This window comes from Pseudomonas poae, from assembly GCA_028869255.1.
Classification (GTDB): Bacteria; Pseudomonadota; Gammaproteobacteria; order Pseudomonadales; family Pseudomonadaceae; genus Aquipseudomonas; species Aquipseudomonas poae_C.
The window spans coordinates 6,550,103-6,573,500 of the sequence record CP110972.1 but is presented as its reverse complement, the minus strand read 5'-3'; the positions used below and the strand labels follow the sequence as shown (position 1 = coordinate 6,573,500).

The window sequence follows — 23,398 nt, the reverse complement described above, 5'->3', positions numbered from 1 at the left end:
ACAGGCTGTACCGCTTATGGCACAAACTGTCACTGCGCGCGTGCCGCCGCCGTGACAGCAACGCGCTGCAACACTCCCCAACCCCTTGATTTCGCTGGCCGGCAAAGCAGTGGCCCAACCTTTGCTCTACGCTTTATCAAGCGCAGCAACAGCGCTGCACTCCAATAAACATAAAAGCCAGGAGAATCCACCATGCGTTACGCACACCCCGGTACTGAAGGCGCGATCGTTTCGTTCAAGGCCAAGTACGGCAACTACATTGGTGGCGAATTCGTTGCGCCGGTCGACGGCAACTATTTCACCAACACCTCGCCGGTCAACGGCAAGCCTATCGCCGACTTCCCGCGCTCCACTGCCAAAGACATCGACAAAGCGCTCGACGCCGCCCATGCCGCCGCCGACGCCTGGGGCAAAACCTCGGCCCAGGATCGCTCGCTGGTGCTGCTGAAAATCGCCGACCGCATCGAACAGAACCTCGAACTGCTGGCCATCACCGAAACCTGGGACAACGGCAAGGCCGTGCGTGAAACCCTCAACGCCGACATCCCGCTGGCGGCCGACCACTTCCGCTACTTCGCCGGCTGCATTCGCGCCCAGGAAGGCACCAGCGCGGAAATCAACGAACTGACCGCGTCCTATCACTTCCACGAACCGCTGGGCGTCGTCGGCCAGATCATCCCGTGGAACTTCCCGCTCCTGATGGCCGCGTGGAAGCTCGCGCCGGCCCTGGCCGCCGGTAACTGCGTGGTGCTCAAGCCTGCCGAGCAAACGCCGCTGGGCATCAACGTGCTGATGGAACTGATCGGCGATCTGCTGCCACCGGGCGTGCTGAATGTGGTGCACGGTTTCGGCAAAGAAGCCGGTGAAGCCCTGGCCACCAGCAAGCGCATCGCCAAGATCGCCTTCACCGGCTCCACCCCGGTGGGCTCGCACATCATGCACGCGGCGGCCGAGAACATTATTCCGTCCACCGTGGAGCTGGGCGGCAAGTCGCCGAACATCTTCTTCGCCGACATCATGAAGGCCGAACCGTCGTTTATCGAAAAAGCCGCCGAAGGCCTGGTGCTGGCGTTCTTCAACCAGGGTGAGGTGTGCACCTGCCCGTCTCGCGCCCTGGTGGAAGAGTCGATCTACGACGACTTCATGAAAGTGGTGATGAAGAAAATCGAGCAGATCAAACGCGGCGACCCGCTGGACACCGACACCATGGTCGGCGCCCAGGCGTCCGAGCAGCAGTTCGACAAGATCCTGTCGTACCTGGAAATCGCCAAGGGCGAAGGCGCGCAATTGCTCACCGGCGGCAAGGTCGAACAGCTCAGCGGCGACATGGCCGGTGGTTATTACATCCAGCCGACCCTGCTCAAGGGCACCAACGAAATGCGCGTATTCCAGGAAGAAATCTTCGGCCCGGTGGTGAGCATCACCACCTTCAAGGACGAAGCCGAAGCCCTGGCGATTGCCAACGACACCGAGTTCGGCCTGGGCGCTGGCGTGTGGACCCGCGACATCAATCGCGCCTACCGCATGGGCCGGGCGATCAAAGCGGGCCGCGTGTGGACCAACTGCTACCACCTGTACCCGGCGCATGCCGCGTTTGGTGGTTACAAGAAGTCCGGCGTGGGCCGTGAGACGCACAAGATGATGTTGGATCACTACCAGCAGACCAAAAACTTGCTGGTGAGCTACGACATTAATCCGTTGGGCTTTTTTTAACTCATCCATAACTGACAGTTGGCTCCCCACTTGAAATGCAATCAAGTGTGGGAGCTGGCTTGCCTGCGATAGCTCCACCTCGGTCAGCCAGATACATCGAGTTGCCCGCATCGCAGGCAAGCCAGCGCCCACAGTTGAACTTCGCAAAGTAGTTGCTACCTCATCCGGCACAAAGAGGCCGAGTTAAAAAAATAACAATGAAAGGTACTTTCCCATGCCTAGCGAACCCACTGGATCTTCCGTCGACTTCGAAAAAGTTGACTCCCAATACTTCCAACAACGCGAATTGAAAAAAGGCGCCGCCGGCTGGGTACTCTTAGTTGGCCTTGGCGTTGCTTATGTCATCTCCGGCGACTACGCCGGCTGGAACTTCGGCTTGGCCCAGGGTGGCTGGGGCGGCATGTTCCTCGCCACATTGCTGATGGCCACCATGTACCTGTGCATGTGCTTTTCCCTGGCCGAATTGTCTTCCATGATCCCTACCGCCGGCGGCGGCTACGGCTTCGCCCGCAGCGCGTTCGGCCCCTGGGGCGGGTTCCTCACCGGCACCGCCATCCTGATCGAATACGCCATAGCCCCCGCCGCCATTGCGGTGTTTATCGGCGCTTATTGCGAGTCGCTGTTCGGCATCGGCGGCTGGATGATCTACCTGGCGTTCTACATCATCTTTATCGGCATCCACATTTTTGGTGTGGGTGAAGCCCTGAAGCTGATGTTTATCATCACCGCCGTCGCCGCGATTGCCCTGGGCGTATTCCTGGTGGCGATGGTGCCGCACTTCAACGTCGCCAATCTGCTCGACATCCCGGTTACCGAAGCCAAGGGCGCCAGCACCTTCCTGCCCTTCGGCTATGTCGGCGTTTGGGCGGCGATCCCCTACGCCATCTGGTTTTTCCTCGCCGTGGAGGGCGTGCCGCTGGCCGCCGAAGAAACCAAGAACCCCAAACGCGACCTGCCCCGGGGCCTGATCGGCGCCATCGTGGTGCTCACCAGTTTTGCCTTGCTGATTCTGGTGATCGCCCCCGGCGGCGCCGGCACCTACGCGCTGATCAAATCCGGCAACCCGCTGGTGGAAGCGCTGGCGCTGTCCTACGGCGGCTCGACCTGGATGGGCAGCTTCGTCAACCTCGTGGGCCTGGCGGGGCTGATCGCCAGCTTTTTCTCGATTATCTACGCCTATTCACGGCAGATCTTTGCCTTGTCACGTGCCGGCTACCTGCCGCGCAAACTGTCGCAGACCAACAAAAGCAAGGCGCCCGTACTGGCCTTGGTCATTCCCGGCATCATCGGGTTTGGGCTGTCGCTGACCGGCCAGGGTGACTTGCTGATATTGGTGGCGGTGTTTGGCGCGACCATTTCCTACGTGCTGATGATGGCCGCGCACATCACCTTGCGCATTCGTCGCCCCAAAATGGACCGTCCATACCGCACACCGGGCGGCATCTTCACCTCAGGCGTGGCCCTGGTACTGGCCTGCGTGGCCGTGGTGGCGGGCTTTCTGGTGGACCCACGGGTGGTAATTGGCGCGGCGATCATCTATGGAGTATTAATTGCTTACTTTGCTTTCTACAGCCGGCATCACTTGGTAGCAGGCACGCCCGAAGAGGAATTCGCGGCGATCCAGGCCGCAGAGGCCGCCTTGCACTAACTGCCGTAAACCTCGACGCAGGCCACTGCCTGCGTCGTCAAGGAGACACTGTATGGCAAGCTTTTCCCACGCGGTGGGTGCACACACCTACCGCTTCGACAGCCTCAAGGACGTGATGGCCAAGGCCAGCCCCGCACGCTCCGGGGATTTCCTCGCCGGCGTCGCCGCGCAAAACGACGGCGAACGGGTCGCGGCGCAAATGGCCTTGGCCAATATTCCGCTCAAGCATTTTCTGCAAGAAGCGCTGATCCCTTATGAAAGCGATGAAGTCACGCGGCTGATCATCGATACCCACGATAAACAGGCGTTTGCCGCGGTCAGCCACCTGACCGTCGGCGGCCTGCGCGACTGGCTGCTCAGTGACGCGGCTGACGAACAATCCCTACGCGCATTGGCGCCCGGGCTTACACCGGAAATGGCCGCCGCCGTGTCCAAGATCATGCGCGTGCAGGACCTGGTGCTGGTGGCGCAGAAAATCCGCGTGGTCACTCAGTTTCGCGGCACCATGGGCCTGCGCGGTCGCCTGTCGACGCGCCTGCAGCCCAACCACCCCACGGATGAGCCGGCAGGCATTGCCGCGAGCATTCTCGACGGCCTGCTGTACGGCAACGGCGACGCCATGATCGGCATCAACCCGGCCACCGACAGCATCGCCTCGATCTGCGCCATGTTGGAGATGCTCGACGCAATCATCCAGCGTTACGAAATCCCGACCCAAGCCTGCGTACTCACCCACGTCACCACCTCCATCGAAGCCATCAACCGTGGCGTACCGCTGGACCTGGTGTTTCAGTCGATTGCCGGCACCGAGGCGGCCAATGCCAGCTTCGGCATCAGCCTGAGCGTGTTGCAGGAAGGCTACGACGCGGGCTTGAGCCTTAATCGTGGCACTCTGGGGCAGAACTTGATGTATTTCGAAACCGGCCAGGGCAGCGCCTTGTCGGCCAACGCGCATTTTGGCGTCGACCAGCAAACCTGTGAAACCCGTGCCTACGCCGTGGCCCGACATTTCAAACCGTTTCTGGTGAACACGGTCGTAGGGTTTATCGGCCCCGAGTACCTGTACAACGGCAAGCAGATCATCCGCGCCGGGCTCGAAGACCACTTCTGCGGCAAGCTGCTGGGCGTGCCGATGGGCTGCGACATCTGCTACACCAACCACGCCGAAGCCGACCAGGACGATATGGACACCCTGCTGACCCTGCTGGGTGTGGCCGGGATCAACTTCATCATGGGCATCCCCGGCTCCGACGACATCATGCTCAACTACCAGACCACCTCGTTCCACGACGCCTTGTACGCCCGGCAAACATTGGGTTTAAAGCCGGCGCCGGAATTCGAACAGTGGCTGGCCAAAATGGGCATCTTCACGCAAGCCGACGGCAAGGTGCATTTCGGCAACAGCCTGCCACCGGCGTTTCGCCACGCCTTGGCGCAATTGGGATGAAGGAGCCGCCTGTGCAACTCGACCTGCCTGACAACCCGTGGCTGGAACTGCGCCGCCTCACCCCGGCACGCATCGCCCTGGGCCGCACCGGTACCAGTATTCCGACTCACGCACAGCTGGATTTCCAGTTTGCCCACGCCCAGGCGCGGGACGCGGTGCACCTGCCCTTCGACCATGCGGGCCTGAGCAGCCAACTGGCTGAGCGCGGGCGTGACAGCCTGTTGCTGCACAGCGCGGCCGCCGACCGGCATATGTATCTGCAACGCCCGGACCTGGGGCGGCGTTTAAGTGATGAGTCGGCCCAGCGCCTGCGCGACTATGCAACGGCCAACCCTGGCGGGGTAGACCTGGCGGTAGTGGTCGCCGACGGGCTGTCGGCGCTTGCAGTGCATAAACATACCTTGCCGTTTCTTACACGCTTGGAGGAACAGAGCAACGCAGACGGCTGGTCCTTGTCGCCGGTGATCCTGGTGGAACAAGGCCGCGTGGCGGTGGCTGATGAAGTTGGGCAGTTGCTTGGGGCCAAGATGACCGTGATCCTGATCGGCGAGCGCCCAGGGCTCAGCTCGCCGGACAGCCTGGGCCTGTATTTTACCTACAACCCCAAGGTCGGCCTTACCGATGCCTATCGCAACTGCATCTCCAATGTGCGTTTGGAGGGTTTGAGTTATGGCATGGCGGCGCATCGCCTGCTGTACTTGATGCGAGAGGCGTGTCGCCGGCAACTGTCGGGGGTCAACCTGAAGGACGAGGCGCAGGTGCAAACCCTCGAATCCGACGACCCGGATTTGATGAAGGGCAATTTCCTGCTCAGCCCGCCCACCGACTGATACCCGCACGATTGCGCTTTTTCGCGCCTTTAGGCAGCATCAAGTCACGGCCGCTTGTGTGGTCATACCCCTTTGGAAGTTGAGGCCTGGCATGCGGATTACTCAAGCGACCCTGGAACACCTGGACCTGTTGACCCCGTTGTTCGTCAAATACCGCGAGTTCTACGGGGCCCTGCCCTTCCCGGACTCATCGCGGGCCTTTCTGGAAAAGCGCCTGCGCCGCAAGGAGTCGGTGATCTACCTGGCCCTGGCCGACGATGACGACAAAAAAGTGCTTGGGTTTTGCCAGCTGTACCCAAGCTTTTCGTCGCTGTCGCTTAAGCGGGTGTGGATTCTAAACGACATCTATGTGGCCGAAGATGCGCGGCGCCAACTGGTGGCGGACAACCTGATGCGCACGGCGAAGAAAATGGCCAAGGAGACTCACGCGGTGCGGCTGCGGGTGTCGACCAGCAGTGACAATCAAGTGGCGCAGAAGACCTATGAGTCGATCGGGTTTCGCGAGGACACCGAGTTCAAGAACTACACGCTGCCGATCAGCGAGGACTGACCTTTTCTAACGAACCTGTTTTTTTGGAGGGACGAAAAAGCCCTTGTGGCGAGCGAGCTTGCTCGCGTTGGGCTGCGCAGCAGCCCCACTAAAAACCCCCGCACGCCTCCAGGCAAACAGCGTTGCGTGGGTTTGGGGGCCGCTGCGCAGCCCAACGCGAGCAAGCTCGCTCGCCACGGGAAGGCGACTCGCCATGACCCGCCAACCGCGACATCCCCCGCTACAAAACCAACAGGCTTTTCACCTCTCAATCCGTATAATGCGGACCTTTCAGGGTTGTAAGAAATGCGGCATACGCTTGTAGCCTTATTACCCGAGCTTCCGCACAGGCCTGCTGAGTCGGGCCGTTCACACAGGTGCCATCCATGGATTTCAACCCGCTTGACCTTATCCTGCATCTCGACGTGTACCTCGACCTGCTGGTAACCAATTACGGTCCGTGGATCTACGCCATTCTGTTCCTGGTGATTTTTTGTGAAACCGGCCTGGTGGTGATGCCCTTCCTGCCGGGTGATTCCTTGCTGTTTATCGCCGGCGCGGTGGCCGCCGGCGGCGGCATGGACCCGGTCTTGCTGGGCGGGCTGTTGATGTTGGCCGCGATCCTCGGCGACAGCACCAACTACGTGATAGGGCGAACGGTCGGCGAGCGCTTGTTCAACAACCCGAACTCGAAAATCTTCCGCCGCGACTACCTGCAAAAAACCCACGATTTCTACGACAAGCACGGCGGCAAAACCGTGACCCTGGCGCGCTTCCTGCCGATCCTGCGTACCTTTGCGCCGTTCGTCGCCGGCATCGCGAAAATGCCTTACCCACGGTTCTTCGGTTTCAGCGTGCTGGGCACCATCCTCTGGGTCGGCGGCCTGGTGACCCTGGGCTATTTCTTCGGTAACGTGCCGTTCATCAAGAAAAACCTCTCGTTGCTGGTGGTGTTCATCATCCTGCTGTCGCTGGTGCCGATGATCATTGGCGTGTTCCGCAGCCGCTTTGGCCGCACCTCCTCCGAAGCCAAGCCGCAGTAACCCACGATGTGGTCCCTCAGCGCCTGGCGTCGCCGGCGCCTGCTGGCCAAGCACCCGATTGCCGATGACACCTGGCAACGGGTGCGCCACCACCTGACCTTCCTCGACGGCATCAGCCCCGAGCAGGACCAGTGGCTGCGTGAAGCCTGCGTGGTGTTCCTCGCCGAAAAACACCTCACCGCCCTGCCCGGCGTCGAGCTGCACCAGGAGCAACGCCTGCTGCTCGCCGCCCAGGCACAGTTGCCGCTGATGCACCTCGGCGACCTCGACTGGTACCAGGGCTTCCACGAAATCGTGCTGTACCCCGACGACTTCGTCAGCCCCCAGCGCCATCGCGACAGCAGCGGCATCGAACATGAGTGGGACGGCGAACACAGCGGCGAAGCCTGGCAACAGGGCCCGGTGATCCTCGCCTGGCCCGGCGTACTCGCCAGCGGCCAGTGGGAAGGCTACAACCTGGTGATCCACGAGCTGGCGCACAAGCTCGACATGCTCAACGGCGACGCCAACGGCCTGCCGCCGCTGCACCACGACATGCGCGTGCAAGAATGGGCCAGCGTGATGCAAAGCGCCTTTGATGACCTCAATCGCCAGCTGGACGCCGACCCGGACATCGAAACCGAAATCGACCCCTACGCCGCCGAAAACCCGGCGGAATTCTTTGCCGTCACCAGCGAATATTTTTTCAGCGCCCCGGATTTGCTGGTCAACAGTTATCCACAGGTGTACGCGCAACTGAGCCGCTTTTATCGCCAGGACCCACTGGCCCGCCTGCACCAACTGCAGGCGCACGACCCGCGTTATCAGCCACAGGGCGAATAACCGTACGACGTCTGGCGCATGGCATCGGCGGCGGAATATGCCTATAATCGCCGCCACTTTTAGGCCAATCCGGCCAAGTTTCTTGGCCAATTAACGGGGGCAACGCCCAATGAGCTACAGCAAGATTCCGGCTGGCAAAGACCTGCCGAACGACATCTACGTCGCCATCGAGATTCCGGCCAACCACGCGCCGATCAAATACGAAATCGACAAAGACAGCGACTGCCTGTTCGTTGACCGTTTCATGGCCACCCCGATGTTCTACCCGGCCAACTACGGTTTTATCCCCAACACCCTGGCCGACGACGGTGACCCCCTCGACGTACTGGTTGTAACCCCTTACCCGGTGACACCAGGCTCGGTTATCCGCGCACGCCCGGTCGGCATCCTGAACATGACCGACGACGGCGGCGGTGATGCCAAAGTTATCGCGGTTCCACACGACAAGCTGTCCCAGTTGTACGTGGACGTGAAGGAATACACCGACCTGCCGCCGCTGCTGCTGGAACAGATCAAGCACTTCTTCGAGAACTACAAAGACCTCGAAAAAGGCAAATGGGTGAAGATCGACGGTTGGGGCAACGCAGACGCCGCCCGCGCCGAGATCCTGAAGTCGGTCGCTGCCTACAAAGGCTGATACCCGCTCCTCATTGCCCAGGCAATCAAAAAAGCCCCGATCATTCGGGGCTTTTTTTGTGGGAAAAATTAAACGACAAGTTCAACTCTTTATAGAGGACGTTTAATTTTATTTAACAGCCGACAGATCAAGCTACAACTAAGCAAAAACCTACACGCCCAACTCAACGCATGGTTTATTTGATGTAGTTTTCAGGCCAGTAAACTCTGCGTTTATGAATACATCAGGTGATCGTTTAAAAGCGCTACTACGGGAAGTTCATCTTTCCGCCTCCGACTTCGCCAAGAACCGTGGTGTCACGCCTCAACACGTGAACAACTGGTTCAAGCGCGGTGTACCCATGGGCCGACTCAACGAGATCGCAGAACTGCTGTGCATCTCCAGCCGTTGGCTGCGCACCGGCGAAGGCCCCAAACACCCACCGGCCAACTTCCTGCTGGAAGGCCCGGACGCCCGTAAAGGACTGCTCGCCCGCGAAGAAACCGGCAAATACCTCACAGGCCCCGCCTGCCGCCCACAAAAAATCGACGTGGAGATTCCTCTCCATGCCTCATTCACCTCCACCGAAAGCATCCGCATCTCGCTGCACACCCTCGAAGCCCTCAACGTAAACCCCGACCGCGCACTGGGCGCCTACATGGTCGACAACAGCATGATCGACATCATCCAACAAGGCGCCACCCTCGCCATCGACAAAGGCCGCACCCAAATCATCGACGGCGAAATCTACGCCGTCGAACACGACGGCATGCTGCGCATCAAATACCTCTACAACCGCCCGGGCGGCGGCCTGCGCATGCGCAGCCACAACGCCGGCGAACACCCGGACGAATACCTCACGCACGAGCAACGCTTTGAACAAAACTTCGAGATCCTCGGCTGGGTGTTCTGGTGGTCCACCCTGAACAACCGCAGGCCGGTGCCGCTGGACGAGCACCTTTTAGGCTGGGACGGCTCTAAAACGGACCCGGAGGTGGGCATTTGAAGTGAATATGGGTATCATGCGCCGCACATTTGGCAGGGTATGGCGTTGCAGCCATCCACCCTGCTCGGCGATGCGGAGGAGTTCCCGCTGATGCCCCCATTATTCAGCCAGACGGTAAGTTGGCTGAGCGATTTGAAGGCTGGTGAGGTTTGTCAAAAACAAGCTGAAGCAGTCCCCGAGAAGCCGGCCACAAGCCGGCTTTTTAATGCCTGAAATAATTGAATCTCAATGCCCGGATAGACAGCGGGCAGCGTTTCGCCTGCCCGCCTTCAAGTTGCGTTATCCAGGTTGCATACACTCCACAGCCCGATCCGCCACCATCTTCGCCATCTCCACCAAATGCATCACCGCCCTGTGCGGCGCACCCAGCGGCTCACCGAGCACCTGCGACGTAGCCACCGCACACTGCAGCAACTCAGCCACTCGCACCCAGGCATCCTCGAAGCTCAGTTCTTCATTGACGGTAAAAGGGTTAGTTGCACCCGATGACGGTGAACTCGAAACAACGTTATCCATAGCAAAACTCCAATCGATAATTTGGAGCTGCCATTTCCCGCGACTAAACGAAAGGCGGCAGCTGTACGCAGGTTAGTCGACCGGTCGATTGGAAACCCGGCGCACCCGGAGGTGCCCTGCGCACAGCCACCATAAGATGCAGGCGAAGGACTGCCTGACTCATGAGTTGCTTATGCGCCAATCGAATCCGGGCGACTAAACCCGATCACTGAATATGCAGTGACGATCCGCAGCCTAGTCGCGGGATTTTGCTGGCGCAAGCGGCTGGGATTCTCTAGGAAACGTCCTGCAAATGAAAGGGACCGGTACTGCTGGCCCTTCAACCATTGTCTCCTTCAGGTTGACGGTATTACCTATCCCACCCGATTTATCCCCCGCGCCCCACCCATTAATCTGTGCCCATGTTGAACGCAACGCCCAACCAACCTAAACAAAAAAGGATTCAACCATGAGCACTCCAACCTACAACCGTTTGAACAAAGACGACGCCATCGTTCTGCTGGTCGACCACCAGACCGGCCTGATTTCCCTGGTGCAAGACTTCTCGCCCAACGAGTTCAAGAACAACGTGCTGGCCCTGGCTGACCTGGCCAAGTTCTTCAACTTGCCGACCATCCTCACCACCAGCTTCGAGCAAGGCCCCAACGGCCCGCTGGTGCCGGAGCTGAAAGAGATGTTCCCGGACGCGCCGTACATCGCTCGCCCTGGCCAGATCAATGCCTGGGACAACGAAGACTTCGTCAAGGCGATCAAGGCCACTGGCCGTAAGCAGATCATCATTGCCGGTGTGGTGACGGATGTGTGCGTAGCGTTCCCGACCTTGTCGGCGCTGGCGGAGGGGTTTGATGTGTTTGTGGTCACCGATGCGTCGGGCACGTTCAATACCACGGTGCAGCAGGCGGCCTGGAGCCGGATGACGCAGGCCGGTGCACAGATGATGAACTGGTTTTCGGTGGCCTGTGAGCTGCATCGCGACTGGCGCAACGATATCGAGGGCCTGGGGAATCTGTTGTCCCAGCGCATCCCCAACTATCGCAACTTGATGAACGGTTACTCGGCGCTGACGGCACGCAAGGACTAATCACCCGCTGTTTACCCCCAAGCCTGCCCTGAAAAGCAGGCTTTCGGCGTGTCAGCCGTTAGGCAAATTGGCGTCGATGCGGCCGAGGGCACGCAGGTAGAGGTTCATGGTGGTGCCGGCGCCCGGGGCGGTTTGCACTTTGACTGTGCCGCCTGCGCGTTGCGCGAACTCCAGCACCTGGGACAACCCAAGGCCAGTGCCTTTACCCGCGCATTTGGTGGTGAAGAACGGCTCGAAGACCTTGGCGGCCAGCGCCTCGGGCATGCCGGGGCCGTTGTCGGTGATGCTCAGCAGCAGGTAATTGCCGGTGCCCAGCGCTTCGTCCTGTTCGACGCTGACCAGCCGCGAGCTGATGTGCACGCGGCCCTTGCCGCCCAAGGCGTCGCGGGCGTTCGCCAGCAAGTTGATGACCGCCGCGCTCAACTGTGCCTCTTCGCACAGCACACCGGTGCCGGCCGCCGCCAGGTCGAGGGAGAGTTCGACGCCGCCCGAGACGGTGCGTAGCAGCACGTCACGCATGCTTTCAAGGCGCTCGTTGACGTCGATGCACATCAAATTGGGGCTGTCGTGACGAACGCTGGCCAGCAGGTGGTTGACCAGCAAGCGGCCTTGATCCACCGCTTGCAGGCCTGCATCGCTGAAGCGCTCGACGTCCTCAGGCCGGCGCGCGCGCAATCGCACCATCTGCAAACTGGCACTCAAGGCTTGCAGCAGGTTGTTGAAGTCGTGGGCGATGCTGGCCGCAACCATGCCCAGCGACGAAACGCGCTTGGCATGGTGCATGAACTGTTCGGCCTGACGCCCCAGCGCCTGGGCCTGGGCGAGTTCGTTTTCGAGGTGTCGAGCGCGCAGTTCGCGCTGTTCGCTGAGCAAGCGCAATTGCAGCAACGAGGCGGTTTGCCGGGCCAGCGCCAGCAACGCATTGTGTTGCGCGACCGTCAGCGTGCGGGCCCGGGTGTCGATGACGCAGACCGTGCCCAGCGCAAACCCACGATCATCGCGAATCGGCGCGCCCGCGTAAAAGCGGATATACGGCGGGCCCAGCACCAGCGCGCTGTGCTCGAAACGCGCATCCAGCGTGGCGTCTTCGACCACCAGCACCTCATCGGGAGACAGGATGGCGTGCGCGCAAAATGCCAGGTCGCGGTGAGTCTCACGCACGTCCAGGCCGATGCAGGCCTTGAACCATTGGCGTTCTTTGTCTACCAGCGACACCAGCGCAATAGGCACGTCGCACAAGCTGGTTGCCAGCAACACAATGTCATCGAAACCCGGCTCAGGTGTGCTGTCCAGAACACCCAGGTGTTCCAGGGACCGGAGGCGCGCTTGCTCATTGGCGGGTAACGGGGCAGGAACATGAGGCATCTGCATACGTCGCGGTCGGGTCCAGGGAAAATGATGATGCTTGGGGCGGAACGGCGCAGCAAGATAAATGAAGAAAACCTTATGCCCGTACGTCTCTTAGGCAACATTAGGCGACTGATTGTGGTTTTTTTGACGTTTTGGCCGTGATTGGTGTGTATGAAGCTTGGGGGTTAGAAGCACCAGGCCATTATTCGTTCCCGGCGTGGGTGGCTGACGCCCTCTTTTGCATGGGAGCATTATCGCCGGCCAACTCACGCTCGATCTGTTCAATGCTGGGCAAGCTGGTTTGCAACTCCGCCGGCAACGACTCGACCAGTTGATACTCGGCCACGCCGATAGGCCGGTTGTTGTCGCGTAATGCGTATTCGGCCACGATTTCATTTCTACTTTTGCACAACAACAGGCCAATGGTCGGACCGTCCTGCGGATGTTTGAGCTGCGCATCCACAGCCGCCATGTAAAAGCTCAATTTGCCAAGGTGCTCGGGTTTGAACTTGCCCGCCTTGAGTTCAATCACGACGTAACAACGCAGCTTCAGGTGATAGAACAACAGGTCGACGAAGAACTCATCTCCGCCCACATCCAGTAGCACCTGCTGGCCGACAAAGGCGAAGCCGGCGCCCAACTCCAATAGAAAGTCGGTGACATGCTTGATCAACGCGTTTTCGATATCGCGCTCTTGCGCATCCAGGCCCAGGCTGAGGAAATCAAAGCGGTAAGGGTCTTTGAGGGATTCGCGTGCCAGGTCGGATTGCGGCTTGGGCAGGTGGTTTTCAAAATTGCTGACCGCCTTGCCACTGCGCTCCAGCAGACGGTTTTCGATCTGCATCACCAGTGTGTTGCGCGACCAGCTGTGCTCGATCGCTTGGGTGGCATACCAGCGACGGGTTTCCGGGCCGGGGAGTTTGTCCAGCAACGCCAATTGGTGATACCACGGCAATTGTGCAAGCACCCCTTGCACAAACTCCGCATCTGGCCACGCTTCAGCAAAAGCACGCATGTACTTGAGGTTGCGCGGCGAAAACCCCTTCATCTTGGGAAACGCCGCACGCAGATCCTGAGCAAGACGCTCAATCACCTTGCTCCCCCAACCCTGCTCAGCCTGGAGCTATAACCTGCCGGGGGTGGTTGATCAAGCCGATAGAGGTTTCGCTCATGCCTGTTTCACTCTTGAGTTTTCAGCAGGCTAGTCAGGGCCCGGTGACGTCACAAGGCGTCAAGCGCGCAACAGGAAGGGCCTTGCACACCTTGCAGAAAGGTCCTGCTGGCAAGTTGCGACCTCTCCCCTTGACTCTCCCCTATACGGCACCCCCTACCCTGAAAGCCCCATTTTCAGGACCGCCCCCATGCCCCACCGCATCTTGGTCATCCTCGGCCATCCGTCCACCACGAGCTTTTGCTCAGCCCTCGCCGATGCCTACACCCACGCCGCAAAAATCGCCGGCCATGAGGTGCGCGTCCTACAACTGGGCGACCTCGCGTTCGACCCAATCCTTCACCACGGCTACACCCGGATTCAGCCGTTGGAACCCGACCTGCTCAGCGCCCAATCCGACATTCTTTGGGCCACCCATCTGGCGTTCGTCTTCCCGATCTGGTGGGGCGGTATCCCGGCGTTGACGAAGGGCTTTATCGACCGCATCTTCCTCCCCGGTTTTGCCTTTAAATACCGTGCGGGCAAAGCGTTCCCCGACAAGCTGCTACGCGGCCGCACCGCACACTTATTGGTGACCCTGGACACGCCGCCGTGGTATTACCGCTGGCTCTATCGCATGCCGGGCGTGCATCAGCTGCGCAAGACCACGCTGGCGTTTTGTGGCATCAAGCCGATCAAGACGTTGATGTTCGGGCCGGTGCTGGGGTCGACTGCGGCGCAGCGGGAAAAATGGCTGAAGCAGGCCGGCGGACTATTGGGAAAAGGGAGTTTTCATGTACATCGGCAAAGCCGCGCAGTTGTCGGGCACCACCATCAAGGCGATTCGTCACTATGAGGCGATCGGCCTGATGCCGCCGCCGCAGCGCCAGGGGCAATACCGGGTTTATTCGGAGCAAAGCGTTGAGCTGCTGATGTTTATCAAGTGCGCGCAGCAGTTGGGGTTCAAGCTTAAAGAGTTGCAGGAGATCCTCGCAGAGCACTCTGGCGATTCGTTGCCTTGGGACCGGGCAGACCAAGCCATCGCCAACAAGCAGCAGGAATTGGCGGTGCAGATTGCCGCGCTGCAAAAGATGCAAACGGGGCTGGTTGAGTTCGAGGCTCAGTTGAAAGACGCGCAGGGGCGATGCGCCCATCCCAATACGGCCTCTGGCTAAGTGCCCAAGTGGACGATGAGCCGAATAGAATGCACAATCGGCTCACTAAATGAGCCGAATAACCTTTTTATTCGGATCACGACCCAGGTATTCCTCCATGGATCACCCGCTCTGGATCTGGCAGCACACCGATTGGCCCCACTTCCACTGGCAGCCCGGACGCCTGGCAGCCTTGCTGCGCGAGTGCGGGCAAGCACAGGGCAAGCTGCTGGGTATGCTCGGCTCGGTTAGCCAGGCGATCAGCGCGCAAAATGAACTGGATGCGTTGCTGCAAAATGTCCTGACCTCCTCGGCCATTGAGGGCGAACAGCTGAATGTCGGCTCGGTGCGCTCCTCCCTGGCGCGACGCTTGGGTCTGGAGGCGATGGAGGGCGGCCAGGTAAGCCGCCGCAGCGAAGGCCTGGCCGAGCTGATGATGGACGCCACCGAGCAATTCGCCCAGCCGCTCACCCTCGCTCGTTTATTGAGCTGGCACCATTGGCTGTTCCCGGCCCCGGAAGCCGGTTTTGCTGCGCGTGCGCTCAATGTCGGGGCGTTGCGGGGCGACGAACCGATGCAGGTGGTGTCGGGGCGGCTCGATCGGCCGACCGTGCATTTCGAGGCGCCGCCCCGGCTGAGCCTGGAGCAGGCGCTGGATGATTTCCTTGAATGGTTCGAAACCAGCCGCGGGCAGCCCGAACTCGATCCTCTGGTACGCGCCGGCATAGCGCACTTCTGGTTTGTGACGCTGCACCCATTCGATGACGGCAATGGGCGCCTGACACGCGCCATTACAGATTTGGCATTGGCCCAAGGAGAGCACAAGGCCATCCGCTTTTATGCCATGTCAGCCAGCATCCTTGAGGACCGCAATGGTTACTACAGCGCTTTGGAATCCAGCCAGAAGGCCACGCTGGATATCACCGACTGGCTGGACTGGTTCCTCAAAACCCTGCTGCGCAGCCTGCAACAGGCGATGGCGCGGATCGAGCGGGTATTGGGCAAGACTCGGTTCTGGCAACAACACCGTGACGTTGCCTTGTCTGCCGAGCAGATCAAGGTGCTCAATCATTTGCTCGACGGCGGTGAAAAGGGCTTCGAGCACGGCATCAGCGCCGCGCAATACCAAGCGGTAGCGAAAGTGTCCAAGGCGACCGCCACCCGGCACCTGGCTGATCTGCTGGAAAAAAATTGCCTGGTCCGTTTACCCGGCGCAGGCCGCAGCACGCGCTATCAGATCAATGGCGGGGGCGCTTGAACAGGCGCCGCTCATTTGCCCAGAATCCCCATGTCTGCTAGTGTCGCGCCGGTTTACCGTCTACCGGAATAGCCGCCATGGCCCGCAAAAAAGTTGCACTCGATTTCGAACAATCCCTCGCCGACCTGCAAACCCTGGTCGAGCGTCTGGAGAACGGCGAGTTGTCGCTGGAGGACTCGCTGACGGCGTTCGAGCAAGGTATCGGCCTGACCCGCGACTGCCAGAGCGCCTTGGCGCAGGCGGAGCAGAAGGTGCAGGTGCTGCTGGAACGCGACGGGGAGTTGGCCGAAGAACCTTTCGATGCGGAACAGCCGGAATGATCGACGCGTATCAGGCCAGTAGCCAAGCCCGGGTGAATGCGGCGCTCGAGCCCTTGTTTGTTGCGCCAAGCCCGGAAATGAATCGCCTGTATGCAGCCATGCGCTACAGCGTGATGAATGGCGGCAAGCGCGTGCGCCCGCTGTTGGCGTATGCGGCGTGTGAAGCCGTGGGCGCGCCTGCCGATGAGGCCAATGGCGCGGCGTGTGCGGTCGAGCTGATTCACGCCTACTCCCTGGTGCATGACGATTTGCCGGCCATGGACGACGATGATTTGCGTCGCGGCCAGCCCACCACCCATAAAGCCTTTGATGAAGCCTATGCGATCCTGGCCGGCGATGGGCTGCAGAGCCTGGCGTTCAGCGCATTGCTGGACCCGGCACTGAGCAGCGTTAACGCCGAGATCCGCCTGCGAATGGTCACAGCACTGGCCCAGGCTGCAGGCCCGGCCGGCATGGTCGGCGGCCAGGCCATCGACATGGGTTCGGTCAGCCTCAAGCTCGACCAAACAGCCCTTGAACACATGCATCGCCACAAGACCGGCGCGCTGATCGAAGCCGCCGTGCACCTGGGCGCCCTGGCCAGTGGCCGTGCGACGCCTGCGCAATTGGCGGCCCTGCTGACCTATTCCCGGGCGGTCGGCCTGGCGTTCCAGGTGCAGGACGACATTCTCGACGTGGAAAGTGACACCGCGACCCTGGGCAAACGCCAGGGCGCCGATATCGCACGGGGTAAACCGACCTATCCTGCATTGCTCGGGCTGGAAGCCGCCAAGGCTTACGCCCTGGAACTGCGCGATCAAGCGTTGGACGCCCTGCGACCTTTCGACGCGGCGGCCGAGCCACTGCGTGACCTGGCGCGGTATATCGTCGAACGCCGCCACTGATAACCGCGGCCATTGCAGCCGCATATCGGCCAAGTTCGGCGCTCTGCGTGGGCAGTTTGCGATGCTTGAGGTAAACTGCCGCCTCTTCTATACCTATAACGATTCGCCTGATGCCCACGACGTTTCAAGAGATTCCCCGCAAGCGCCCGTCCACGCCCCTGCTCGACCGTGCTGCCACGCCGGACGGCCTGCGTCGTCTGGGTGAAGCCGAGCTGGAAACCCTGGCCGATGAGTTGCGCCTGGAATTGCTCTACACGGTCGGCCAGACCGGTGGGCATTTCGGTGCCGGCTTAGGCGTCATCGAGCTGACCATCGCCCTGCATTACGTGTTCGACACCCCGGACGACCGGCTGGTGTGGGACGTGGGCCATCAGGCGTATCCGCATAAAATCCTCACCGGCCGTCGCGAGCGCATGGGCAGTCTGCGCCAGAAGGACGGCCTGGCCGCCTTCCCGCGTCGCTCCGAGAGCGAGTACGACACCTTTGGCGTCGGCCACTCCAGCACCTCCATCAGTGCAGCGCTGGGCATGGCAATTGCCGCCCGCCTGCAGGGCAGCGATCGCAAGGCGATTGCGGTGATTGGTGATGGCGCGCTGACCGCCGGTATGGCGTTCGAGGCACTGAACCACGCGCCGGAAGTGGACGCCAACATGTTGGTGATCCTCAACGACAACGACATGTCGATTTCGCGCAATGTGGGTGGCCTGTCGAATTACCTGGCAAAAATCCTTTCCAGCCGTACCTACGCCAGCATGCGCGAAGGCAGCAAAAAGGTACTCTCGCGTCTGCCCGGCGCGTGGGAAATTGCCCGGCGCACCGAAGAATATGCCAAGGGCATGCTGGTGCCTGGCACCCTGTTCGAAGAGCTGGGCTGGAACTATATCGGTCCGATCGACGGCCATGACCTGCCAACCCTGATCGCCACGCTGCGCAATATGCGTGACCTCAAGGGCCCGCAGTTCCTGCATATCGTCACCAAAAAAGGCAAGGGCTTCGCCCCGGCGGAAGTCGACCCGATTGGTTACCACGCAATCACCAAGCTCGAACCTGTGGACGCTCCCGCCGCCGCGCCGAAAAAAGCCAGCGGGCCGAAGTACTCCGGTGTGTTTGGCGAATGGCTGTGCGACATGGCCGCCGAAGACCCGCGCCTGGTAGGCATTACCCCGGCGATGAAGGAAGGCTCCGACCTGGTGGCGTTCAGCGAGCGTTTCCCGCTGCGCTACTTCGACGTGGCGATTGCCGAGCAACACGCTGTGACGTTCGCTGCTGGCATGGCCTGTGAGGGCGCCAAGCCGGTGGTGGCGATCTACTCCACGTTCCTGCAGCGCGCTTATGACCAATTGGTGCATGACGTGGCGGTGCAGAACCTCGATGTGCTGTTCGCCATCGACCGCGCAGGCCTGGTCGGCGAAGACGGCCCGACCCACGCCGGCAGTTTCGATTTGTCTTACTTGCGCTGCATCCCCGGCATGCTGGTAATGACGCCGAGCGACGAAAACGAACTGCGCAAGATGCTCAGCACCGGTCACCTGTACAACGGCCCGGCCGCCGTGCGCTATCCGCGTGGCAATGGCCCGAATGCCGTGATCGAAAAAGACCTGGAACCGATTGAGATCGGTAAAGGCATCGTACGTCGCCAAGGCAGCAAGGCCGCGTTCCTGGTGTTTGGCGTGCAGTTGGCCGAAGCCCTGAAAGTCGCCGATAAACTCGACGCCAGCGTGGTCGACATGCGTTTCGTCAAACCCCTGGACGAAGCCTTGGTGCGCGAAATTGCCGCTGGCCATGAGCTGCTGGTGACTGTCGAGGAAAACGCCATCATGGGCGGCGCCGGTGCGGCGGTGAGTGAGTTCCTGGCACGCGAGAATATCCTCAAGTCGGTACTGCACCTGGGCCTGCCGGATGCGTACGTGGAGCACGCCAAGCCGGCGCAGATGCTGGCCGAGTGCGGGCTGGATGAGGCCGGTATCGAGGCGTCGGTGCGCGAGCGCCTGGCATTGCTGGGCCTGTAACCCAATTTCCCGCCAGGAAAAGGGACTAAATTGTGGGAGCGGGCTTGCTCGCGAAAGCGCTGGATCAGTCACTGCATGTGTTGGCTGATACACCGCGTTCGCGAGCAAGCCCGCTCCCACATTGGTTTTGTGTCAATTTTGAGCGCTATGGACAGTTCATGAAACACCTGTACCTTGCCTTGCTGCTTCTACCTTCCTCGGAACTGCTCGCTGTAACCCGCGACGACGCCCTCAAACTCCCCGACGTGGTCATCAGCGCCAATCGCCAGGTCCAGGCACGTAATGACAGCAGCGCCGCCAACACGGTGTTCACCCGCGACGACATCGACCGCCTGCAACCCACCAGCGTGACCGACCTGCTCAGCCGCGTACCCGGGGTGCAAATAGCGCCCACTGGCGGCCGTGGCAGCTTGCCGGGGGTCTACATTCGCGGCACCAAATCCGCGCAAAGCCTGGTGTTGGTGGACGGTCAGCGCATCGCCAATACCACCTCGGGTGACAGCGGGCTGCAATACCTGAACGTCGACCAGATTGAGCGCGTGGAAGTGCTGCGCGGCTCACGCTCGGTGATCTACGGCAGCGATGCGATTGGCGGGGTGATCCAGCTCTTTACCCGGCGCAACGCCGAGCAAGGCTTGCAGCCGCGCTTGAAGCTGGGGTTCGGCAGCCACCAGACCTGGGAGCGCAGCCTGGGCCTCTCCGGCGGCGATGAACACACGCGTTTCAACCTGGGGGCGAGCCTGGATGAAACGGCGGGCATCAACTCGACACAGGCGTCGTTCCCCAGCGATGGCGACCATGATGCCTATCGCAATCAATCCGTCAGTTTGAACCTCAGCCATTCTTTCAACGATGAACTGGAAGCGGGCTTCAACCTGTTGGATAACCGTGGCAAGTCGGAGTACGACAACAGCTTTGGCCGCTACGACGTCGCCACCGGCCAGACACTGGGGCAAAAGCCCTACACCGACTACACCGTGAGCAGCGCCAGCGGCTACGTCGACGCCAAGCTCGCTGAACGCTGGCAATCGCGCCTGGAGCTGGGCCACAGCGAAAACCGCGATACCAAGCGCAACACCCTCAGCGATGATTTCAGCGTGTTCAACACCTACCGCGACTCGCTCAACTGGCAGAACGACCTGACCTTGAATGATCAGAACAGCCTGATCCTCGGCGGCGACTGGTACGAAGACCGCTTCCACGGCAGCACCACGTTTACCGAAAACAGCCGCTGGAACCGTGCCGCCTTTGTGCAGCATCGTTTCCACAGTGAATGGTTCTCCACCGAACTGGGCTTGCGCCGCGACCAGAACCAGCAGTTCGGCGGGCAGAACAGCTGGAGCGGCACCGTTACAGTGCCAATCAACCCGGACAACGACCTGCTGCTGACCTACAGCGAAGGCTTCCGTGCGCCGACCTTCAATGACTTGTATTACCCAGACACAAAGTACAGCAACCCCGACCTGCAGCCCGAAACCTCAAAAAGTTATGAGCTGCAATGGCGCAGCCAGTTGAGCGACAGCACGCGCCTGGAAGCCTCGCTGTACCGCACCGATTTAAGCGACGCGATTATTCTCGACAGCACCAGCAAGCCGCAGAACGTGGCGTCGGCGCGCATCAATGGTTTTGAGGCGGCGCTCAAGCAGGAGCTGTTCGGCTGGCAAGGCAACCTGGGCGTTTCGATCATCGACCCACGCGACCGCGACAGCGGCCACACTCTGGCCCGCCGGGCGCGGCGCACGTTGAACCTGGATCTGGATCGGCAGTTCGACAAATTGGGGCTGGGCGCCAGCTGGCAGGCCATCAGCAGCAGCTATGACGATGAAGACAACACGCACCGCCTGGGGGTTATGCCTTGCTGGGGCTGCGCAGCAGTTGGGCGTTGAACCGCGAAGTGATGCTGTCGGTGAAGGTCGATAACCTGCTGGACAAAACCTACGCCCGGGCGATGTACAGCTATAACGACCCAGGGTTCTTGAACAATCAGGATTATCGCGAAGAGGGTCGGGTGTGGATGTTTGGGGTGACGTGGACGCCGGGAATTTGATCGTCGCCTGTGATGGCCTCTTCGCGAGCAAGCCCGCTCCCACATTTTGAATTGTGAATACTTTCCAAATGTGGGAGCGGGCTTGCTCGCGAATACTCTTACAGGTTCGGAGCAATCACCTGACACAACCGCGCCATCGCCTCCAACATCTGCCCACTGGGCCGTTCCAGGCCTTTGTCGGGTACCAAGCGCACGAGCGGCGCCATCGCCGGCCAGACCTTCCAGGCGTCCATCTGGGCCTGATCACCCACCAGAATCACCTCGGGATTGCGCTGCAACACCGACTCAACGCTGACTTGCGGCGCAGGCAGCGTGAGGTCGTCGAACACATTGCGCGCGCCGCACACCGTCAGCGCATCACTGATGATCTGACCGCCGCCCACGGTGTACAGCGGCTGATTCCACACCTGGTAAAACACACGCAACGGCTCGGCACGCTGATAGCGCTGGCGCAATTCGGCCAGGCGTTGACGCAATTGCGCGGCCAGTTGCCGTCCAGCTTCAGGACGACCCAATTGCTCGGCGATGGCCTGGACCTGAGTGGTGAGCTGCTCAAGGCTATGGGGTTCGGCGACGTATACCGGGATGTTCAGGCGCTGCAACTGCTCACGCTGGGCGGGGCCGACACTGCCGGGCCATAGCAAAATCAGGTCGGGCTTGAGGCTGAGCAGGCGCTCCATGTTCAACTGGCCGTAATGCCCGACAGAGGCGACGTGCGCCAAGGCCGCCGGGCGCTCGCCGCCGTCGAGCACGCCCACCAGCAGATCGGCGGCGCCCAGTTCGACCACGATTTCAGAAAGCGACGGCGCTAGGCTCACGACTCGCTCGACCGCCAGCGCCTGGGCGCTGAACAGCAGCAGCACGGCCAGCCAGTAACGCCTCACCCCAGTTGACGCGGGATGCGGTAGAGGTAGAACAGCACCATGGTCGACAGCGCCAGCAGAAACAGTGGCACCGCCTCCAGGCCGACGAACACCGCCAGTGCACCGATCCAGGCCGGTACGGCGGCGACCAGCAAAGCCGTGCGCCGACGGGCCGCCAAGGTGATCCAGGCAGCCGGTTCTTCGGGGGTATCGAGGGCTTTGGAGGTAGCGATCAGTGCGTGTTTATAGCCGTGAAAATAACGCAGGCTCAGAAACATCGAGGCCACGCCGGCGATAAAGAACGGCATGGCCAACACGGGCAGCAGGGATTGGGCCTGACCAAACACCAGGTTGATCACAAACAACGGGAGCAGCGCCAGGGCCAGGTACTGCCACCAATTGAAGGACAGTCGGCGTTTTACCTGGCCACGGGTCACGCGCGGTCGACCTCGCCCTGATGCTCGTTGCCCATCATATGGTCGAGCTTGCTGGCCTTGGTGGCCAGGTAGAGCTTGTTATGCGGGTTGTGCCCGGTGTGCAGCGGCACACGCTCGGCCACGGTGATGCCCATGTCGGTCAAGGCTTTGACCTTGCGCGGGTTGTTGGTCATCAGGCGCAGGGACTGCACGCCCAGATGCTGCAGCATCGGCAGGCAGATCGCGTAGTCACGCTGGTCGGCGGCAAAGCCCAGGCGCTCGTTGGCCTCAACGGTATCGGCGCCGCCATCTTGCAGCTCGTAGGCGCGGATCTTGTTCATCAGGCCAATGCCACGGCCTTCCTGACGCAAGTACAGCAATACGCCACGGCCTTCACGGGCGATGGCGCGCATGGCCGCTTCCAGTTGCGAACCGCAGTCACAGCGCTGGCTGAACAATGCATCACCGGTCAGGCATTCGGAGTGCACACGCCCCAAAACCGGTGCGCCATCAGCGATATCACCCAGGCTGAGCACGACGTGCTCGCGCCCGGTGGCTTCTTCGAGAAAGCCGTTCATGGTGAACGTGGCAAAAGGGTAGGCAGCTTGGAAGCAGCGACGAAAACGACGGGCACCGTGTGCTCCTGATCTCAGTTTTTACAAAGGCGGCCATTGTAACAGTAGGTTCCTACAGACG

The 23,398-nt window shown here is 60.8% G+C and carries 21 protein-coding genes and 3 pseudogenes; 18 read left to right on the top strand and 6 right to left on the bottom strand.

The annotated features are described in order from the left end of the window. The first annotated feature begins 192 nt into the window (after window positions 1-192). The 10 genes from LRS56_29920 (at window position 193) to LRS56_29875 (ending at window position 9,867) form a co-directional block, all read left to right on the top strand. Complete coding sequence (locus tag LRS56_29920) at window positions 193-1,713, top strand: aldehyde dehydrogenase (protein WDU62851.1); 1,521 nt, start codon at window positions 193-195, stop codon at window positions 1,711-1,713. Between the two features lie 214 nt (window positions 1,714-1,927). Beyond that, a complete protein-coding gene (gene eat, locus LRS56_29915) occupies window positions 1,928-3,361 on the top strand; it encodes an ethanolamine permease (protein ID WDU62850.1) in 1,434 nt (477 codons plus the stop codon). A 52-nt stretch (window positions 3,362-3,413) separates the two neighbouring features. Further along, window positions 3,414-4,808 (top strand): ethanolamine ammonia-lyase subunit EutB, encoded by a 1,395-nt coding sequence (locus LRS56_29910; GenBank protein WDU62849.1) that lies wholly within the window; start codon window positions 3,414-3,416, stop codon window positions 4,806-4,808. Continuing rightward, complete coding sequence (eutC, locus tag LRS56_29905; GenBank protein ID WDU62848.1) at window positions 4,805-5,638, top strand: ethanolamine ammonia-lyase subunit EutC; 834 nt, start codon at window positions 4,805-4,807, stop codon at window positions 5,636-5,638. Before LRS56_29910 ends, eutC begins: the two co-directional genes overlap by 4 nt. A gap of 91 nt (window positions 5,639-5,729) precedes the next feature. Beyond that, the gene (locus tag LRS56_29900; protein ID WDU62847.1) at window positions 5,730-6,188 is read left to right on the top strand and encodes a GNAT family N-acetyltransferase; all 459 of its coding nucleotides are present in this window, start codon (window positions 5,730-5,732) and stop codon (window positions 6,186-6,188) included. 365 nt (window positions 6,189-6,553) lie between these two features. Beyond that, window positions 6,554-7,210: a DedA family protein gene (locus LRS56_29895; GenBank protein WDU62846.1), complete on the top strand. Its 657-nt coding sequence runs from the start codon at window positions 6,554-6,556 to the stop codon at window positions 7,208-7,210. 6 nt (window positions 7,211-7,216) lie between these two features. Continuing rightward, on the top strand, window positions 7,217-8,032 hold the full coding sequence (locus LRS56_29890) for a zinc-dependent peptidase (protein WDU62845.1): 816 nt from the start codon (window positions 7,217-7,219) through the stop codon (window positions 8,030-8,032). A 109-nt stretch (window positions 8,033-8,141) separates the two neighbouring features. Further along, window positions 8,142-8,669, top strand: coding sequence for an inorganic diphosphatase (ppa, locus tag LRS56_29885; protein WDU62844.1), 528 nt, complete (start codon window positions 8,142-8,144; stop codon window positions 8,667-8,669). Between the two features lie 214 nt (window positions 8,670-8,883). Next, entirely contained in the window at window positions 8,884-9,654 is a 771-nt protein-coding gene (locus LRS56_29880; protein ID WDU62843.1) for a transcriptional regulator, read from the top strand. A gap of 45 nt (window positions 9,655-9,699) precedes the next feature. Further along, window positions 9,700-9,867 carry a hypothetical protein gene (locus tag LRS56_29875; protein ID WDU62842.1) on the top strand — a complete coding sequence of 56 codons (168 nt, stop codon included), beginning with the start codon at window positions 9,700-9,702 and terminating at the stop codon, window positions 9,865-9,867. Window positions 9,868-9,933: 66 nt separating this feature from the next. On the opposite strand, the gene LRS56_29870 is transcribed toward LRS56_29875, so the two are convergent. Next, complete coding sequence (locus LRS56_29870; GenBank protein ID WDU62841.1) at window positions 9,934-10,170, bottom strand: hypothetical protein; 237 nt, start codon at window positions 10,168-10,170, stop codon at window positions 9,934-9,936. Between the two features lie 448 nt (window positions 10,171-10,618). Here LRS56_29870 and LRS56_29865 point away from each other — a divergent pair, with 448 nt between their 5' ends. After that, on the top strand, window positions 10,619-11,251 hold the full coding sequence (locus LRS56_29865) for a hydrolase (GenBank protein ID WDU62840.1): 633 nt from the start codon (window positions 10,619-10,621) through the stop codon (window positions 11,249-11,251). Window positions 11,252-11,302: 51 nt separating this feature from the next. Here the strand turns inward: LRS56_29865 and LRS56_29860 are convergent, their stop codons facing one another. Both LRS56_29860 and LRS56_29855 read right to left on the bottom strand, forming a co-directional pair. Next, window positions 11,303-12,616: an ATP-binding protein gene (locus tag LRS56_29860; GenBank protein ID WDU62839.1), complete on the bottom strand. Its 1,314-nt coding sequence runs from the start codon at window positions 12,614-12,616 to the stop codon at window positions 11,303-11,305. Window positions 12,617-12,803: 187 nt separating this feature from the next. After that, window positions 12,804-13,721 (bottom strand): annotated as a pseudogene (locus LRS56_29855) (PDDEXK nuclease domain-containing protein). A gap of 241 nt (window positions 13,722-13,962) precedes the next feature. Between LRS56_29855 and LRS56_29850 the strand changes: the two are divergent. The 7 genes and pseudogenes from LRS56_29850 to LRS56_29820 all read left to right on the top strand — a co-directional run bounded on the left by LRS56_29850 (window position 13,963) and on the right by LRS56_29820 (window position 21,423). Beyond that, complete coding sequence (locus LRS56_29850) at window positions 13,963-14,607, top strand: NAD(P)H-dependent oxidoreductase (GenBank protein WDU62838.1); 645 nt, start codon at window positions 13,963-13,965, stop codon at window positions 14,605-14,607. Continuing rightward, the gene (locus LRS56_29845; GenBank protein ID WDU62837.1) at window positions 14,546-14,926 is read left to right on the top strand and encodes a MerR family transcriptional regulator; all 381 of its coding nucleotides are present in this window, start codon (window positions 14,546-14,548) and stop codon (window positions 14,924-14,926) included. Before LRS56_29850 ends, LRS56_29845 begins: the two co-directional genes overlap by 62 nt. A 97-nt stretch (window positions 14,927-15,023) precedes the next feature. Beyond that, a complete protein-coding gene (locus tag LRS56_29840; protein WDU62836.1) occupies window positions 15,024-16,163 on the top strand; it encodes a Fic family protein in 1,140 nt (379 codons plus the stop codon). 77 nt (window positions 16,164-16,240) lie between these two features. Then, window positions 16,241-16,483 carry an exodeoxyribonuclease VII small subunit gene (locus tag LRS56_29835; protein ID WDU62835.1) on the top strand — a complete coding sequence of 81 codons (243 nt, stop codon included), beginning with the start codon at window positions 16,241-16,243 and terminating at the stop codon, window positions 16,481-16,483. Beyond that, window positions 16,480-17,367 carry a (2E,6E)-farnesyl diphosphate synthase gene (ispA, locus tag LRS56_29830; protein ID WDU62834.1) on the top strand — a complete coding sequence of 296 codons (888 nt, stop codon included), beginning with the start codon at window positions 16,480-16,482 and terminating at the stop codon, window positions 17,365-17,367. Before LRS56_29835 ends, ispA begins: the two co-directional genes overlap by 4 nt. Before the next feature lie 110 nt (window positions 17,368-17,477). Beyond that, a complete protein-coding gene (dxs, locus tag LRS56_29825) occupies window positions 17,478-19,376 on the top strand; it encodes a 1-deoxy-D-xylulose-5-phosphate synthase (GenBank protein ID WDU62833.1) in 1,899 nt (632 codons plus the stop codon). 158 nt (window positions 19,377-19,534) lie between these two features. Further along, a pseudogene (locus tag LRS56_29820) lies at window positions 19,535-21,423 on the top strand (TonB-dependent receptor). 98 nt (window positions 21,424-21,521) lie between these two features. On the opposite strand, the gene LRS56_29815 reads toward LRS56_29820, so the two are convergent. From LRS56_29815 to ribA, 3 genes and pseudogenes are all read right to left on the bottom strand, one after another. Further along, window positions 21,522-22,307, bottom strand: coding sequence for a cobalamin-binding protein (locus tag LRS56_29815; GenBank protein WDU62832.1), 786 nt, complete (start codon window positions 22,305-22,307; stop codon window positions 21,522-21,524). Next, the gene (locus LRS56_29810) at window positions 22,304-22,723 is read right to left on the bottom strand and encodes an MFS transporter (GenBank protein ID WDU62831.1); all 420 of its coding nucleotides are present in this window, start codon (window positions 22,721-22,723) and stop codon (window positions 22,304-22,306) included. Before LRS56_29810 ends, LRS56_29815 begins: the two co-directional genes overlap by 4 nt. Beyond that, window positions 22,720-23,336 (bottom strand): annotated as a pseudogene (gene ribA / locus LRS56_29805) (GTP cyclohydrolase II). Before ribA ends, LRS56_29810 begins: the two are co-directional and overlap by 4 nt. Window positions 23,337-23,398 lie beyond the last annotated feature (62 nt).